The organism is Mucilaginibacter sp. SG564, from assembly GCF_013149275.1.
In the GTDB taxonomy this organism is placed as follows: domain Bacteria; phylum Bacteroidota; class Bacteroidia; order Sphingobacteriales; family Sphingobacteriaceae; genus Mucilaginibacter.
The window spans coordinates 467,879-484,268 of the sequence record NZ_JABGNA010000002.1 but is presented as its reverse complement, the minus strand read 5'-3'; the positions used below and the strand labels follow the sequence as shown (position 1 = coordinate 484,268).

At 39.2% G+C, this 16,390-nt stretch carries 15 protein-coding genes and 1 tRNA gene; 6 read left to right on the top strand and 10 right to left on the bottom strand.

The window, feature by feature from the left end:
- The gene (locus FHW89_RS06665; protein WP_172334236.1) at window positions 1-624 is read left to right on the top strand and encodes a hypothetical protein; all 624 of its coding nucleotides are present in this window, start codon (window positions 1-3) and stop codon (window positions 622-624) included.
- Between the two features lie 15 nt (window positions 625-639).
- On the opposite strand, the gene FHW89_RS06660 is transcribed toward FHW89_RS06665, so the two are convergent.
- Window positions 640-712 (bottom strand) — tRNA-Gly (locus FHW89_RS06660).
- 78 nt (window positions 713-790) lie between these two features.
- Between FHW89_RS06660 and FHW89_RS06655 the strand changes: the two genes are divergently transcribed.
- The gene (locus FHW89_RS06655) at window positions 791-1,303 is read left to right on the top strand and encodes a gamma carbonic anhydrase family protein (protein WP_172334235.1); all 513 of its coding nucleotides are present in this window, start codon (window positions 791-793) and stop codon (window positions 1,301-1,303) included.
- Here FHW89_RS06655 and FHW89_RS06650 read toward each other — a convergent pair.
- From FHW89_RS06650 to FHW89_RS06630, 5 genes are all read right to left on the bottom strand, one after another.
- On the bottom strand, window positions 1,293-2,945 hold the full coding sequence (locus FHW89_RS06650) for an Ig-like domain-containing domain (protein ID WP_172334234.1): 1,653 nt from the start codon (window positions 2,943-2,945) through the stop codon (window positions 1,293-1,295). The genes FHW89_RS06655 and FHW89_RS06650 overlap by 11 nt on opposite strands.
- A 115-nt stretch (window positions 2,946-3,060) precedes the next feature.
- On the bottom strand, window positions 3,061-4,923 hold the full coding sequence (gene mnmG, locus FHW89_RS06645) for a tRNA uridine-5-carboxymethylaminomethyl(34) synthesis enzyme MnmG (protein ID WP_172334233.1): 1,863 nt from the start codon (window positions 4,921-4,923) through the stop codon (window positions 3,061-3,063).
- A 150-nt stretch (window positions 4,924-5,073) separates the two neighbouring features.
- Window positions 5,074-5,319, bottom strand: coding sequence for a hypothetical protein (locus tag FHW89_RS06640; RefSeq protein WP_216650494.1), 246 nt, complete (start codon window positions 5,317-5,319; stop codon window positions 5,074-5,076).
- A gap of 1 nt (window position 5,320) precedes the next feature.
- Window positions 5,321-7,186: an ATP-binding cassette domain-containing protein gene (locus FHW89_RS06635; RefSeq protein ID WP_172334232.1), complete on the bottom strand. Its 1,866-nt coding sequence runs from the start codon at window positions 7,184-7,186 to the stop codon at window positions 5,321-5,323.
- Window positions 7,183-7,839, bottom strand: coding sequence for an oxidoreductase (locus FHW89_RS06630; RefSeq protein ID WP_172334231.1), 657 nt, complete (start codon window positions 7,837-7,839; stop codon window positions 7,183-7,185). Before FHW89_RS06630 ends, FHW89_RS06635 begins: the two co-directional genes overlap by 4 nt.
- 85 nt (window positions 7,840-7,924) lie before the next feature.
- Between FHW89_RS06630 and FHW89_RS29055 the strand changes: the two genes are divergently transcribed.
- From FHW89_RS29055 to FHW89_RS06610, 4 genes are all read left to right on the top strand, one after another.
- Window positions 7,925-8,635, top strand: a complete 711-nt coding sequence (locus tag FHW89_RS29055; protein WP_172334230.1) for a pirin family protein — start codon at window positions 7,925-7,927, stop codon at window positions 8,633-8,635.
- 93 nt (window positions 8,636-8,728) lie between these two features.
- Window positions 8,729-9,505: an ABC transporter permease gene (locus tag FHW89_RS06620; RefSeq protein ID WP_172334229.1), complete on the top strand. Its 777-nt coding sequence runs from the start codon at window positions 8,729-8,731 to the stop codon at window positions 9,503-9,505.
- 1 nt (window position 9,506) lies between these two features.
- Window positions 9,507-10,298, top strand: a complete 792-nt coding sequence (locus FHW89_RS06615) for an ABC transporter ATP-binding protein (protein WP_172334228.1) — start codon at window positions 9,507-9,509, stop codon at window positions 10,296-10,298.
- Entirely contained in the window at window positions 10,295-11,083 is a 789-nt protein-coding gene (locus tag FHW89_RS06610; RefSeq protein WP_172334227.1) for an MlaD family protein, read from the top strand. Before FHW89_RS06615 ends, FHW89_RS06610 begins: the two co-directional genes overlap by 4 nt.
- Window positions 11,084-11,269: 186 nt before the next feature.
- On the opposite strand, the gene FHW89_RS06605 is transcribed toward FHW89_RS06610, so the two are convergent.
- Genes FHW89_RS06605 through FHW89_RS06590 form a run of 4 tightly spaced genes read right to left on the bottom strand, consistent with a single transcriptional unit; the run spans window position 11,270 to window position 16,016 of the window.
- A complete protein-coding gene (locus tag FHW89_RS06605) occupies window positions 11,270-11,785 on the bottom strand; it encodes a glutathione peroxidase (RefSeq protein WP_172334226.1) in 516 nt (171 codons plus the stop codon).
- Between the two features lie 43 nt (window positions 11,786-11,828).
- A complete protein-coding gene (ybeY, locus tag FHW89_RS06600; protein ID WP_172334225.1) occupies window positions 11,829-12,260 on the bottom strand; it encodes an rRNA maturation RNase YbeY in 432 nt (143 codons plus the stop codon).
- Window positions 12,260-12,685: an ATP-binding protein gene (locus FHW89_RS06595; RefSeq protein WP_172334224.1), complete on the bottom strand. Its 426-nt coding sequence runs from the start codon at window positions 12,683-12,685 to the stop codon at window positions 12,260-12,262. Before FHW89_RS06595 ends, ybeY begins: the two co-directional genes overlap by 1 nt.
- Before the next feature lies 1 nt (window position 12,686).
- Window positions 12,687-16,016, bottom strand: coding sequence for a DUF4175 family protein (locus FHW89_RS06590; protein ID WP_172334223.1), 3,330 nt, complete (start codon window positions 16,014-16,016; stop codon window positions 12,687-12,689).
- Window positions 16,017-16,390 lie beyond the last annotated feature (374 nt).

The following is a 16,390-nucleotide window of genomic DNA, read 5'->3' as shown; positions in this document are numbered from 1 at the left end:
ATGAAACCTTTAAAATTGGCTCCTACTATTAGCACACCAGAACTTTCTTATTATTCACCTGATAGTGATGTAGCAAAACGAATCAAAGAAAGAGAAACTGCTAATATAGTTGAGGGGTATGTACTCACAAGATTATCTTCTAATGAGGATGTATATAATTTTTATGCTGAGATAAATGTAGATAATGACAAATTGTGGGCATTATTTAAGACCCTTGTTATACAAATGCCGGATGAAGTTGCTTTGATCTATCATCATATTGATAATAGCCCCAAGTATGGGATGTATGTAGATAAGTTTGCTTTGATAAATTTTTTAGATGGGTTTGAAGTAGAGTTATGTCAGGATGGATTTTTAGAATATGGTGTTATATCTCATAGGGAAAATTCATTGGATGAGATATTTGTTAAAAAGCCTAAATACTTACAATGTTGGGGTATGGAAGTAGAGAGATTTATTTCTGTAATGGAGCAATATGAATTAAATGTCTATGATAATTTGAACTTTATAGACGAGTACCCTTCACAAACAGAAAGTTTGGAACGCCATATACCTGATTGTATAAAGACATTTGATATACTAAAGTCTTTTGAAGATGAGTTCGGTGACGAGCAGTTGCTTTAGATAAGTATGAATTTGAGCGGAAAACGGGATTCGAACCCGCGGCCTTCAGTTTGGGAAACTGATGCTCTACCAGCTGAGCTATTTCCGCTTAAATTTGTATTCAAACATAAATAAAAAGTACATCAAATCAATACTTCAATAAATCATTAATTCAATAATTAATTGTATGCCTGTTATATTGCCCGTTAAAGATAAAAGCCCTGCTTGGGGTGAGGATTGTTTTATAGCGCCAAATGCTACTATTGTGGGTGATGTGGTAATGGGCAAAAACTGTTCGGTTTGGTTTAACGCGGTGATTCGCGGTGATGTGCATTACATTAAAATAGGGGATAATACCAATATACAGGATGGTGTAGTTATACACGCCACTTACTTAAAAGCTGCTACCAACATTGGGAGCAATGTTTCCATAGGCCATAACGCCCTTGTACATGGGTGTACACTGCATGATCATACCCTGGTGGGTATGGGTGCCATTGTGATGGATCATGCCGTTGTAAATGAATTTGTGATCATAGCTGCAGGTGCAGTAGTATTAGAAAATACTATATGCGAATCAGGATATCTTTATGCCGGGATACCAGCAAAAAAGATAAAACCCCTTACAGATGAACAAAGGGCGATGCTAAAGCAGCTCCCCAATAATTATATTATGTATTCCGGTTGGTTTAAGGAATAATAGGCTCCTTAGGTACCGTTATAGCTTCTTCAGCTTCCCAGTTTGGTCTTAAGGATATTACTTTATCACTTACCCAGGTTTGTTCGGGTTGTTTTTTTAGATGCACGTTGCCGCTGTCCCATCTTCCGTTGTGATTTTCATCATAAATAACTCTGAACAGGTATTTACCGGTGATAATGTTTTTATAAACTATAGAGCCATTACGCGTAATAGGGTCACTTTGTAAAACTTTTTTCTGATCATTCAACAGTTCAACAACATAAGCTTTTGAAGTGTCGGCAGGGAGTGTAACTTTTAGGGTGAGCGTGCTATAGTTATCTGTTTTATCTATCTGGAATTTCTTTGATATTCTTTTATTCTTATCTCCATAAATAGATGTAAAAGCGCCTTCGTTAAAAATGATTTCATATTTACTGCCTTGTCGCCAGCGGTATTTTACTGTGAGCTTTTTGAAGTTCCCTGTATCTTTTTGCAAAGTAAGATCACTGGTAGCAACTGCCACAGAGTCTTCATTTAGCGTGATGAGTGAATTATCAAAGTTTTCTATAGGCAGACTGGCCGTTAGTTTTAAGTCGTTACCAGGCTTAAGCAGGTTGTTACCATTAATGTTATATTGAAAGGTTAACGATCGCTGAAAGCTTTCCTTTTTGCCTTTTAAAAGCGAAGTAGAATCAATTGGTTTGCCATTATCAAAAACAGCTACTCTGATGGAGTCGAAATTCATATTGCGCAGATAAACTGAAGCAGTATCTTTTGTTTTACTAAAATCTACTTGTTTTTGTTTGTCGATGTCTGCAGGATAAATAACTTTTATAGAAGGATTAGTTAGTGCTTTATTAAAAACAAAAAGCATTTTTCCGTCGGTATCAAAACGTTTTTCGGAGAATCTGAATTTTTCGGGATTTTGCTTAAACAGATTTAATTGAACATTTGAAGTATCGGATCTGAGGTGGATAGGTTTTTTTAAAAAAGCTATTAGCTCCTGATCGTTATCAAATATCTTATTAGGCGATGCTTCTTTTAAAGCATAGATGCGATAGGTGTCTTCACGAAGATTGTTTAAGCTAAAGTTCCCTGAAGAATCTGTTGTGGCAAAGATGCTCGGTTTCTTTTTCCCGAAAAGGAGGGAGTCCTGTTTTAACGTGAAGATCATCACGGTTACATCTTTTTCTTTTTCCTGGGTTAAGGTATTGGTAACGGTTCCGGAAATACTCAAAGAGTCAATATGTGGGCCGGTTGAAAAAACGTAGGTAAAGTTTTTAAGCACGTTGCTTTCATTAACATCCTGGATAGCTTTTCCAAAATTGATAACGTAAGTAGTATTTTTTTGAAGGGTATCCTTCAATTTTATTTTTAGTATCCTTTTGCTAGCAGTGTACTCCGGTTGTTTATCCATCGTAGGGCTCATGCTTATTTCCTGGTACTGGTTGGTGAGTTTAATAAACTCATCGAATTCGAGGCTAATTTCTTTAGCCGTAAAATTTCGGGTTTTGTTGGCAGGTATTGCCTTCACTAATTTTGGTGGAGTAAGGTCGCGAGGTCCTCCCTGCGGTGGTTGTTGGGCTGCGCAGCCAAAAAGAAATAAAATGGCCAAAAAATAGGATGGAAAATAGGAAAAATTAACCCGTTTTTTATTTAACATAGTTTTTAGGCGATATAAGCGATTTTTATTTTTTTATGATCTGTGATATTAAAAATTTAAAATAATCGATTTAAAACAATATTTTATAACTTATTTATTATCAATTAGTTATAAATTATCTGGATACATGAACCATTAAAACTGAAATGTCAGACGGTGACACACCCGAAATTCGGGATGCCTGACCTAATGTGCGTGGTTTTATCTTCATTAATTTTTCGCGCGCTTCTTTTGAAAGTGATACCAGAGTATGGTAATCAAATTCCGGATTGATCTCTCTGTCTTCCATTTTTTTCATGCGATCGACAATTTCCAATTCTTTTATAAAGTAACTCTCATATTTGATTTTTATTTCAGCTTGCTCAATAGTTTCTTTATCATAGGCTGATAATAATTCGGCTAAGGGCTCATCGGCTTTTTTAAGATCATTAAAACCAACTTGAGGGCGACTTAATAAATTAAAGAGTTTAACACTTTGTGATAGGGGGCTTGTACCTAAATCATCCAACAGGCCATTCACATGACTTGGGTCTATTGATTTGTTCCTGGTATAGGCAACGATATCATCGGAGTTTTTAACCTTTTGTTTTACCTTTTCCAAACGTTCATCATTGATCAATCCCAGTTCATGACCCATTGGGCTAAGTCTGATATCGGCATTATCCTGGCGTAGCAATAGGCGATGTTCGGCCCTGGAGGTAAACATACGATAGGGTTCTTCGGTACCTTTTGTTACCAAATCATCAATCAATACACCTATATATGATTCTGATCTTTTCAGGATCAATTCATGTTTATTGTTGATTTTTTGGTGCGCATTGATGCCTGCAATGAAGCCTTGTGAGGCGGCCTCTTCATACCCGGTGGTACCATTGATCTGTCCGGCGAAGTACAGGTTACTGATCAATTTGGTCTCTAAGGTTAAACCTAACTGGGTAGGTGGGAAGTAATCATACTCGATAGCATAGCCTGGGCGGAACATTTTTGCAGTTTCAAAACCTGGTATCTGGGTGAGTGCTTTGTACTGTACATCCTCTGGTAAAGAAGTTGAAAAACCGTTTACATAGATCTCAACTGTATTCAATCCTTCGGGTTCAACAAATATTTGATGACGGTCGCGCTCGGCAAAACGGTTTATTTTATCTTCGATAGAAGGGCAATAACGGGGACCTAATCCTTTAATACGACCAGTAAACATGGGCGATTTTTCAAAGCCTTCTTTTAATGTTTCGTGTACTTTGGTATTGGTATAAGTGATCCAGCAGCAGCGTTGTTCCTGGATCATATCAACATCGGTGAAGGAAAAACGGCCACGTTCTTCATCACCCCATTGCTCTTCCATCAGGCTATAATTAAGACTGCGTCCGTCAATACGGGGTGGGGTACCAGTCTTCATTCTACCTGAGTCAAAACCTAAAGTAATGAGCTGTTCGGTTAAACCAGTAGCCGATTTTTCGCCTGATCTGCCACCTCCAAATTTCTTTTCGCCTATATGTATCACACCATTTAAGAAGGTACCGTTGGTGAGTACTACGGCATCTGCTTCTATCTCTACACCTATAGAAGTGCGTACTCCTTTTATGGTATTATCTTTTACTAAAAGGGAGGTAACAGTATCCTGCCAGAAGTCGACATTTGGAGTTCTTTCCAAAGCTAAACGCCACTCTTCTGCAAAGCGCATGCGGTCACTTTGTGCCCTTGGGCTCCACATAGCAGGGCCTTTTGACTGGTTTAACATCCTAAATTGGATAGAAGTTTTATCTGTAATAATACCTGAATATCCACCTAAGGCATCTATCTCACGCACTATTTGTCCCTTGGCAACGCCACCCATAGCAGGGTTACAACTCATCTGTGCAATGGTGCCCATGTTCATGGTGATGAGCAATACAGATGATCCCAGGTTGGCAGCAGCAGCAGCAGCTTCACAGCCGGCGTGGCCTGCACCAACAACTATTACATTATATTTTTTAAACATTTTTACCTCCATGTTCCACGTGGAACATTATGATCTTATAGTCAATTATGCTTAAATAAAGCGATTTGATCTTGTTTATTGTTAATGTTCCACGTGGAACATTAGGTTGTTTTATTCTTATTTGAATAATAGAATACAAAATTATTCAATCTATATGGATGTTCCACGTGGAACTTTTAATAATGATATTAAGGCTACAAAGCCCCAAACGCCCTCTAATACAACAAATGGATAAAAACTAACCATGTAAGAGGCATAGCAGCAAGTGCCTGCACCTACAAAATTCATGAGTTTATATATCTTGCTTTCGGCTGATAATTTGTTGAATAAATTTAATAAAAAAGCGATCAAAAGTATGATTACACCTACAGAAGCAATGATATCGGATATTTTCACGTTATGATTCGTTTAGTTCAGTAAGCTCCATCCAACGCATGCTTTTTGCATCTAATTGTTTATTTAAAGCATCAATCTCAACCAGTATTTCATTCAGTTTTTCCGGAGCTATACCTGTAGTATTTAATTGTTCGGTTTTGTCCTTTATCTTGTTTTCTATAGCTTGTATTTCCACTTCTGTTGCTTCCAGTTCTTTAGCTTCCTTAAAGCTTAGCTTGCTTTTTTTAGGTGTAGCTACAGGCGTAGGGGCGACAGGTGCAGGCTTTTTAGCTTGTTGCTTTTCTTCTTCCAGATCAATACGGTAAGAAGAGTAATTGCCATTATAGATACGTACCTGGCCGCCATCTTCCATAATAAATAGCTGATCGGTTAGTTTATCTAATAAATACCTGTCGTGCGATACGATCATCAGTACGCCGGTATAGTTAGTTAAAAACTCTTCCAGTACATTCAGTGTGTCAATATCCAGATCATTGGTAGGCTCATCCAGTATCAGGAAGTTTGGATTCTTCATCAGGATGCTCATCAACTGCAGACGTTTCTTTTCCCCGCCGCTTAATTTGGATATAAAGCCATATTGTTTAGCAGGAGGGAAGAGGAATAAAGTAAGCAGGGCAGAGGCAGAGATGGTTTTACCATCGGCCATAGTGATAAACTCAGCCACATTTTTTACAATGTCAATTACGCGCTCATCATCTTTAAAAGTAATGCCCGACTGGTGGAAATAACCTAATACGGTAGTTTCTCCTTTTACTACGGTTCCTTTATCTGGTTGTAAGCCCCCGGTGATAATGTTAAGTAAGGTCGATTTACCACTGCCATTGCGGCCAGCTAAACCAATACGGTCGCCCTTTTTGAATATATAGCTAAAGTCATTAATAAAAGTACGATCGCTGAATGATTTGAAAAGGTGTTCCATTTCCATGATCTTGTTGCCCTGGCGTGCAGTTTTTACGCTCAGTTCAACCTTTTCACGTATGCCACCAGCTTTGGTTTTCTCTTCCAGGTCATAATAAGCATCAATGCGGGCTTTTGATTTGGTTCCGCGGGCTTGTGGTTGCCTGCGCATCCATTCCAACTCTTTGCGCAATAGGTTGCTGTTTTTTTGGAAAGTGGCTTCATCCGCAGCATCACGTTCTGCTTTCTTTTCCAAATAATATCCGTAGCTGCCATTGTAGGGTTGTATTTTACCCCGGTCTATCTCTAATATCTCGTTACATACATTGTCCAGGAAGTACCTATCGTGTGTAACCATTAATATGGTTTTGTTGCCTTCCGTTAGTAATTTCTCCAGCCACTCTATAGTATCAATGTCCAAATGGTTGGTAGGCTCATCCAGAATATAAATGTCCGGATCTTCAATAAGCAACTTGGCCAGGGCCAAACGTTTCTTTTGTCCACCGGATAGGGTATTGATCTTTTGATTCAGATGATGGATATCCAACCGACCCAAAATAGTCTTGATCTTGTACTCATATTCCCAGGCATCAACCTCACTCATCTCTTCCATTACTTTCTCAATGGCTTTGGCATTGTCGGGGTCGTTTTCCAAAAGCTCTTCATACTTACGGATCAACTGTTGTTGTACATCATCAGCATGAAAAATATAATCACTAATGGTTACCGCGTTTTTAAAATGAGGATCCTGCTCCAGGTAACCCATATTCAGGTCACGGGCCTGCACAACCTTGCCTTCGGTTGGTTTTAAGTGACCGGCCAATAATTTTAACAGGGTAGATTTACCCGCGCCATTCACACCAACCAACGCAACCCGGCGGCCACGGTTTATACCGATGGTTATATTTTTAAACAGCCAGTTGTCATGAAATTGATGACCAAGATTTTCAGCAGAAATGTAAGTGCTCACGATAGTTCTTTTATTTTGTCAGACTCATATATAAATGAGCCCTTGTTAGTTTGTATTGATTGGTTATACATAGCAACAGCCACAGTTGCCGCCAGGATGCTTTTGTATTTTTTGAGCCCGCCAAATAATAGGGGATCTATAATTTTAAATAAGCCGGTTACTATTTTTTCCTCAGGCCGTCTTTCTGTTCTTTTACCGATTAGCATAGATGGGCGATAAATATGCAACGAAGGAATACCGACCAACTGTATATCTGCTTCTATCTCGCCTTTTGTTTTAATATAAAACGTTGATGAAGCAGCATTAGCGCCAATAGAGGATACTAAATGATATTGCTCTACTCCATTCTTATGCGCCAATTGTGCCAACATCAAAGGATAGTCATGGTCAATTTTGCGGTAAACAGTTCTGTCTGGTGTTTTGTGCCGGGTTGTACCCAGACAGCAAAATATAGCGTGACCGGTTATAGCACTGGAATAACGCTCCAGCTGATCAAAATCCACTACCAATTGAGTCAATTTAGGATGTTGTATGGGTAATTCTTTTCTAACCAGAATTAAAACTTCATCATAAAAAGCCTCCCGTAGTAAAATATCCAATAAATTACTGCCAATTAGTCCACTTGAACCCGCAATAATAGCCTTATTTGACATGGTCTGCACAATTTTTTGCAAAAATACACATAAATAAATTGTGGAATAAAAATTGTGTGTTTAAACATATAAATAGGAGAACATCATGAAAACGATATTTTATCCCGAAAATGAACGTGGAAAAAATAACCTGGGCTGGTTAAAAGCCAACTTTTCATTCAGCTTTGCATCATATTATGACCCCAACAAGGTTAATTTTGGTGTATTAAGAGTATTAAACGATGATATTATTGCCGGCGGTACCGGTTTTGGGACACACCCGCATGATAATATGGAGATCATAACCATTCCGTTGGAAGGAGGCCTGGAGCATAAAGACAGCATGGGTAATACCGGTGTGATCCGTGCAGGTGAAGTACAGGTAATGTCGGCCGGAACGGGTATTTATCATTCTGAATATAACGCATCACGTACAGAAGAGGCTAAAACCCTACAGATCTGGCTTTTTCCTAAAGAGCGTGACATACAACCACGCTATGATCAAAAGGATTTTAAACCACTTTTAAAAATAAATGAGCTCACTACACTCATATCCCCGGTAAAAGGGCCGGATACCCTTTGGTTAAACCAGGATGCCACTTTTAGCATGGGAGATTTTGAAGCCGGTAAAAGCTTAAATTATGATATAAAGACACCGGGAAATGGGGCTTATGTATTTGTTATTGAGGGTTCTGTTAAAATAAACAATATGGTTTTAAACAAAAGGGATGCGCTGGGTGTTTATGATACCAGTTCATTTACAATTGAACCCGAAGACTTTTCCCGTTTCCTGATCATTGATATACCAATGGCATAAACCCGCAAGCCGAACCTAAAGGTTGATTTTCTTGAACTGCAAAACAAATGAGTAAAATTTTGTTTTACTCCTGACAATTAGTTAACGTAACTTATGGCAGAACAAGCGATTACCGGATGGAGGAGATGGGCAGAAGGCATTGGTGAACAATGCGTTTTCTTTGCCAGGTTTTTCAGAAATATATTTGCCGGCGGCTTTGAATGGTCGGAATTTGTACGGCAGTGTTATGAAATAGGCTACCGCTCCATGATGCTGGTGGGTATTACCTCCTTTATCATGGGGCTGGTTTTAATTGTACAGCTCAGACCATCATTAGTTGATCTCGGTGCTGCCAGTATGTTACCAAAAACCCTTACGGTTTCTTTTATACGCGAAATAGGGCCTGTTATCACGGCTATTATCTGCGCCGGCAAAATAGCCTCAAGTATTGGTGCCGAACTGGGCAGCATGAAGGTTACCGAACAGATAGACGCCATGGAAGTATCAGGCGCCAATCCACTGCAATATCTCGTTGTTACGCGCATTTTTGCCACCAGTCTCATGGTGCCCTTGCTTTCTATTATTGGCGATGCTATAGGCCTGTTTGGTGGCTTCCTGGCTCTGAATATTACGGATAGCATCAGCTTTTCACTGTATTTTAATAAGTGTATCTCCTCTCTTGATTTTTCGGACTTTTTACCGGCTGTGGTAAAGACTGTATTTTTTGGCTTCGCGATAGGTTTTGTGGGCTGTTATAAAGGCTATCATTCCAACAAAGGTACCGAGAGCGTTGGTATAGCCGCCAATTCGGCTGTGGTTACTGCTTCCCTCTGGATATTTGTTATTGACGCTATCGCTGTTCAGATCACCAGTATATTATTTTATCATTGATATGAAAGCATCCGGCGAAAATAAAGAAATCAAAGAGCCCGCCTCATCAAAAAAGACTGAGGTAGTTATACATGCTAAAGGGATAGCCAAAGCTTTTGGTGATAAAGAGGTACTGAAAAATATCAATTTTGACTTGAAAAGGGGGGAGAATATGGTGGTATTGGGAAAGTCAGGTATGGGTAAATCAGTAACCATTCAATGCATTGTGGGTATGCTTAAACCGGATGCTGGTACATTGACAGTATTAGGCGAAAATGTTGCTGAAATGGGGGATGAAGAACTGAAACAGTTGCGAATGAAGATTGGCTTTCTGTTCCAGAGTGGGGCTTTGTATGATTCCATGACCGTACGGGAGAACCTGGAGTTTCCTTTAACCCGCGTGTTAAAGCTTACCGATCAGCAGGATATAGATAAACGGGTGGAAGAGGTATTGGATGGGGTGGGTTTGCTGGATGCTATTGATAAGCTGCCTTCAGACCTGTCTGGTGGAATGCGCAAACGGGTAGGCCTGGCCCGCACACTTATTGTAAAGCCCGAAATCATGCTGTATGATGAACCAACTACGGGGCTCGATCCGATCACCTCACGGGAGATCAGTGAGCTGATACTCCATATGCAGCAGAAATATAAAACATCATCTATCATTATCACACATGATATGGAATGTGCCCGCATTACGGCCGACCGGATTGTGGTGATGGATGACGGAGAATACATAGCCGAAGGCTCTTATAAAGAGCTGCAAAAATCGGATAATAAAATGGTTAGATCATTTTTTAACGAAACAACATGAAAACCACATCATCGCAAAAAATAAAAATTGGCCTGTTCACCTTCGCCGGACTGGTGGTGCTTGTATTGGGTATATTTTTTATAGGGAGTCAAAAGAGCCTGTTTAATTCCACTTTTAATGTTTATGGCACCTTTAAAAATGTGAGTGGCTTGCAGGTAGGTAATAATGTACGCTTTGCCGGGATTAACATAGGTGTAGTACAGTCAATTAACATTATTACGGATAGTTCGGTAAGGGTTGATCTGACGCTGAATAACAGCGTTAAAAAGTTCATCAAGACCGATGCGAAAATGAGTATTGGAAGCGATGGCTTAATGGGCGATAAGCTGGTTGTGATAGCCCCGGGAGGTATAACAAGTCAGCAGGAGGTACAGCCAGGAGGTCGTTTAGGATCCATTAATCCTGTTGATGTGGACAAGATCATCACCAAGCTTACCCGTGTTGCTGATAATGCAGAGACGTTGACAACAGATCTTTCACAGATTGTAGGAAAAATCAATAATGGAAAAGGAAGTATAGGACGCTTGCTAAATAATGATGCGATGGCTAAAAACATCGAAAGTACGGTTAAGCAAGCACAAACTACTATGAAAAAGGTGCATACAACCACCAATACTTTAAATGAAGACTTGCAAGCAGCACAGCATAATTTTTTACTGAGGGGCTTTTTTAACAAAAAGAAAAAAGCTGCGAAGGCCAAACAGGATTCTATAAAAAAGGTACAAGAGCAGGCTCAAAAGGACAAGGAAAAAGCAGCCAAGGAGCAAGGCAATAAAGGGAATTAGCAAAAATGTTACGTGATAGTTTTGTAATATCTTTTTGCGATAAATCAACTAAATACAACTATATAGAATAATATACACCAACACTATACATTTAGCCCTAAAAAACAGGCATATTCGGTGAACAAAATGAACAAAAAAGCCGTAGGATACTATCCTACGGCTTTTTGCCTTTTTGAAAGTAAGATCTTAATTCAAATATTTAGTAATATCCGGTGATAATGGTGTTGTTTGTGATCTGAAACGATGTATCAGTTTACCATTTTCATCGATCAGGAATTTTTCAAAGTTCCATTTGATATCGCCTGTAAAATCAGGATTTGGTGCAGTGGTTAAATATTGGAATAATGGATCAATATCCAGGCCCAATACGCTAACTTTTCCGCTCATTGGGAAGGTTACTGAAAAGTTTTCTTTGCAAAAGGTTTTGATATCCTGATTGGTGCCAGGTTCTTGTCCGCCAAAATTGTTTGCCGGGAAACCCACCACTACTAATTTACCTTTGTATTGTTCGGATAATTTCTCCAGATCAGTGTATTGCTTGGTGAAACCGCATTTAGAAGCCGTATTTACAATAAGTACTTTTTTGCCTTTGTATTTGGCCAGGGTAAAATCTTTACCGTCAATACTTTTCAGCTTAAACTCATACACAGATGAGGGCGCTGCGATAAAAAGGAACGCGAATATTAAAGCGAGTAATTTCATTGTTTTTTATAATTGATGTTGAAACAAATTTCTTTGAGTAAAATTAACTATTAAAACTTCGTTTAGCCAAATACTCATCTTCTTTTTGTGTCATTTTCTTCTTTGTAACAACACTTTTATCTGTATAGCCTAAAAGATGTAAAGCACCATGGATAATTACACGGTGTAACTCATCGGTTTCTGTGATCTTAAACTTAGCAGCATTTTCACGTACGCGCTCAATAGAAATAAAAATATCACCTACAATTTCGCCCTCAGCCTCTGAATTATCGAAAGTAATAATGTCGGTATAGGTATCATGGTCAAGATACTGCTGGTTCATGGGTAACAAATACGCGTCTGAACAAAAAACGTAGGTAAGTTCTTTCAATTTAAAACCCTCGGCGATGATGGTATCTTTGATCCACTGGCGCACAAGGGTTTTATTTTTAAGTTTATAACTGATGTCTTCTTCAAAAAACTGAATAGCGGGCATTATATTTTAAAATGTAGTTCGATAGTATTGCCCGATGCATTAAAAATGCATTGGTCGGCCAAATGTTTGATAATAAAAACGCCTCTGCCGGTCAAATTCTCCAGATTCTCAGGAGAAGTTGGATCGGCCAGGTTTACATAATCAAAACCCGGGCCTTCGTCGGTAACGGTCCATATAATGCGCTTAGGCTCTACCTCGGCGTTAATAATTACTTTTTTTGTTTCGTCGAGCTTATTGCCATGAATAATGGCATTGATGGTGGCTTCGTTAAGGCAGGTCATCATGTTAGCGAAGGTATCCTCGGCTACATGATATTTATCAGCAATTTCTTCAATCAGCTGCTCAAGTTGCGCTATACTTTCCGTTTTTGACGGTAGTTGTAACGTAAACAATTCGCTGCTGGTATGAACATTTGCCTGTTCCATGTTATTTGGCATTAAGTTGATCAAAGTAAGATTTAATTTTTTGTTTATAATACAAATTAAGTGCCGGAGACACTGTTTTTATTTGCTCCGTTTGTTTGCTTTTTTGTTGCTGGTATCCCTGCAGTGCTTTTATATAACCAGGAGGTACATCCTTACCGGCATGGCTTTCTCTTTGCTGATCCTGTTCACGCTCCTGTTCTGCCTTTTCAGCCTCCAATAACCGGCTCCGGATTTGTTCCTGTCTTTTTAACGCTTCATCTGTAATCTTCCTGTTTACGAGATCATGCTCAGTTTGTTCCATTTCTTTAGAAATTTTATCCAAATTTCCTAATCCGCTTTTCCCGTCCTTGTTTTGCTCCCGGTTTATCTGTTCAAGAGATTCCCTGATCATTTGCTGCTGACGCGCCATCCGGGCCAGTTGTTCGCTCATATTACCCTGTTTGCCCTGTGCGCTTTTACCTTGGTTGCCTTGCTGTTGCATCTGCTCGCGAGCCTTCTGCATGTTTTGATTAAGCTGTTCCTGCATTTTTGCCAGTTGCGATACAGATTGCTTTTTACCCTTGCCTTTTCCGCCTTTATTCATCTGTTTTTGCAGTTGTTCCAATGCTTCGCTTAGCATCAGGGCAAGGTTATTCATGGCAGTCATGGCATACTGCTGATGACGGTTGGCCTCGGCTGTACGACGATCTCCCAGGTTATCCAATGCCTGGTCGATATGACTGTTTACACCACTGATCTCCTGGTTCACGGTCGACTGTATTTGAGGGATACGCCGGCTGATGGCATAAAGACTGTCCTCGGCTGTTTTCAGGTTATCCTTAATATCTTTTTGTTTTTGTGAAAGCGAAATGTAAGAAGGATCAGTAGGATTAGTACCTTTTAAGGTTTGCATCACCTTTTCCTGATCGAATGAACTGTTCACCAGGCTTTTTAATAACTCGCGCAGTTGCTGGGCATCAATAGCATTTTCTTTGCTTTCGCCCTCTTCATTATCCTGCGATAATTTGGCGGCTAATTGCTGCATTTGCTTGGCGGCCTGTTTTTGTGATTTTGAGGCACCATCTTTATTATTTTTTTGCAATTCGCCGGCGCTTTGATCCATTTGCTGATCAATGCTTTGCGTTTCTTTTTCGGGGTTTTGAAAATCCTGTTTGTGTTCTGCCTGTTCGTTGGTTTTTTGCAGATCTTCCAAGCCCTTTTTGATATCATGAAAATCATTTTTCAGATTTTCCTGTTCCTGCTGTAACGCTTTTTGATCAGCCCCCTGTTGTTTGGTTTTATCAGAGAGTTGCTGCTGCTTATCGGCCAGTTTATTTAGCTGATCAACGCTTTGATTCAGCTTTTGATCAAATTCAAGCTTTTTATAAAGCTCCAGCATGCGATCAAGCTCTTTTTTGAGCGATTTATTATCCATTTGCATTTTTGATAATTCATCGCGGGTAGCATCTTTTTGTTCCTGATCTAAAAGCTTTTGGAGGTTTTGCAGGAGTTCTTTTGTCTTTTGATCAAGCACATTATTAAACAGGTCTTCAATTTGTTTTTGCTTTGCTAGCAACTCTTCGTTTTGTTGCTGATTTTCTTTGCGGTTATACAGGTTTTTCTGGTTCTCGTCTTTTATTTCTTTTACCAGATTCTCCAGGTCCTGCCGTTTTTGCAGCAGATCTTCTACCTGTTTTTTTTCATCAAAGGATAGTGTGTTTTTATTGAGCAGTAACTGATTGAGTTTTTGCGAATCATGCTCAACCTGACCAGCTAATTTTATGGCCGACTGCATTTTTTGTTTTACCGCCTGGGTACCAGCATTCAATTGTTCATTAATGGCTTTGGCATCGGGCAAATTAAGTGTGCGCTCTGCAGTTCTGGCTCTTTTAGGTCCGTTTACTCCGTCGTTATCGGCAACCTCAAAAAAATAGCTTACACGTGCCCCTGGTTCTATACCCAACGCCTTCAAATTCCAGAAATAAAAGAAGTTTGACTGTGTTTGGTTCATCGCGGCATCAATTCGTTTGGTAAACGTTTTTTGAGGGGCCTTATTGCCAGCTCTTTGTACGCTATAATGAAAAATGAGTGATGAAAAACCATGGTCATCCTGCATTTTTCCGCTGAAATACAATGCGTTAGTGCTTACTGAATCCGATTTTTCCTCTACGGTAATGGTTGGGGATTCGTCAGCTATTACATTAATATGATAAGCAGAAGAGTCGCTGTGGTTAACCTGTGGGTTTACGGGGTTAAGTTTGTAAACGGCACTTTTAAAGATTTTTTCGTTATACTCAAACAAGTCAGTCCCGCTTAATTTGGCGCTATGCTTAATCCCATTTAAATAAAACTGCAGGCCAGAAGCATTTTGGGTGTGCAGGAGCCAATTTACCGTGGTACCTTCCGGAATTACCAGGTCGCCGGCATTGAGCAGTTTTTCTGCTTTTTTATGCAAATAGGCCGGATAGTTCAATTCTACATCAAAATGCAATAGAGCTGGTTTCTGGTTTACCCTTATTTCGTAAGGAACCGAAGCAAAGCCATTCCCCAGCAGCCGGAACGTTGTATTTTGCTGCAGATTGCTGAACAGGTAATGAAACTTGCTGATATTTTCCTTATCGAGCTTAAAAGTATTGTTGGCTGTTTCTATATAAACATCGACAGGCAGCCGGTTGCCATCGAGTTTAAGATCAAGTTTAAGGTCATCTCCTTGAACTACAGATAGGGTTTTATTTAAAATATGGAAACGAAAAGGAGCTACCGGGGCAAAGTATTCATTGTGCCTGATGAGTCTTTTTGTACTTTCGGTAAGTATAGATGGAGCGGCAAAAGCGATGACGATGATGACTGCAGCAGGGGCCAGCACCCATTTTAAGTATTTATTGTTTTCCCGGATATTGATAGCCGAAGGAAAACTAACCGGTTTTAGGGCTTCGATCTTTTGATCGATACTGGCCTCAATAAGAACCCGGTGTTTTTCGTCGGCAGCTGCCAGTTTTTTAAGCTGTAGTGTATTTAGCAATTTATCATTAACATCGTGAAAATGTTTACCGATGATCTCGGCTGCTTCATCATGGGTTAGGGAGTGACCCAGCTTGAGCCATGACAGAAATGGTGGTAAAATGAGCCAACATACCAGCCCGATATTTAAAACTATAAAAAAGTAGAAAAGGATACTACGGAAAACGACGTTAAAATTGCCGAAATATTCGCTCAGCGTAATAACTACATAAGCTGTAAACAGGCCGGCACCCAAAAAGATCAGTCCGCGTAGAAAATTATTGAAATAGTACTTCCGGATAAAGATGTTGATCTTATCAATAAGCACGTCATAATTTTCAGCAGAATTCATATACAGGTGCAAAAATTCCCAACACAATATTAAACGAAAAAACAGAACAATATATATAATACCCCAATTAAGTTAATACGAGGAGGAATAATAAACAATATGAATAATTTAAAATCAAGCGACTGCTCTAAACTGTGGATGTTTTATAAATTACTTGTTTGTAAATAAGTTGTCATATTGATTTGGAATTCATGCCAATTTAAGAATAGAAGCAAAATATATTTTGCAATGGATGTGTACTTCTGTGTATCGGTATACTATTGTTTTTTAAGATGTTAAGGGGAACATCTTATCTGCATTAAATATTTGCCTTGGTAACGAATATATGGCTACTATGACTTTTTCTGAAATTGAGCTGATGTCAAAATATATAA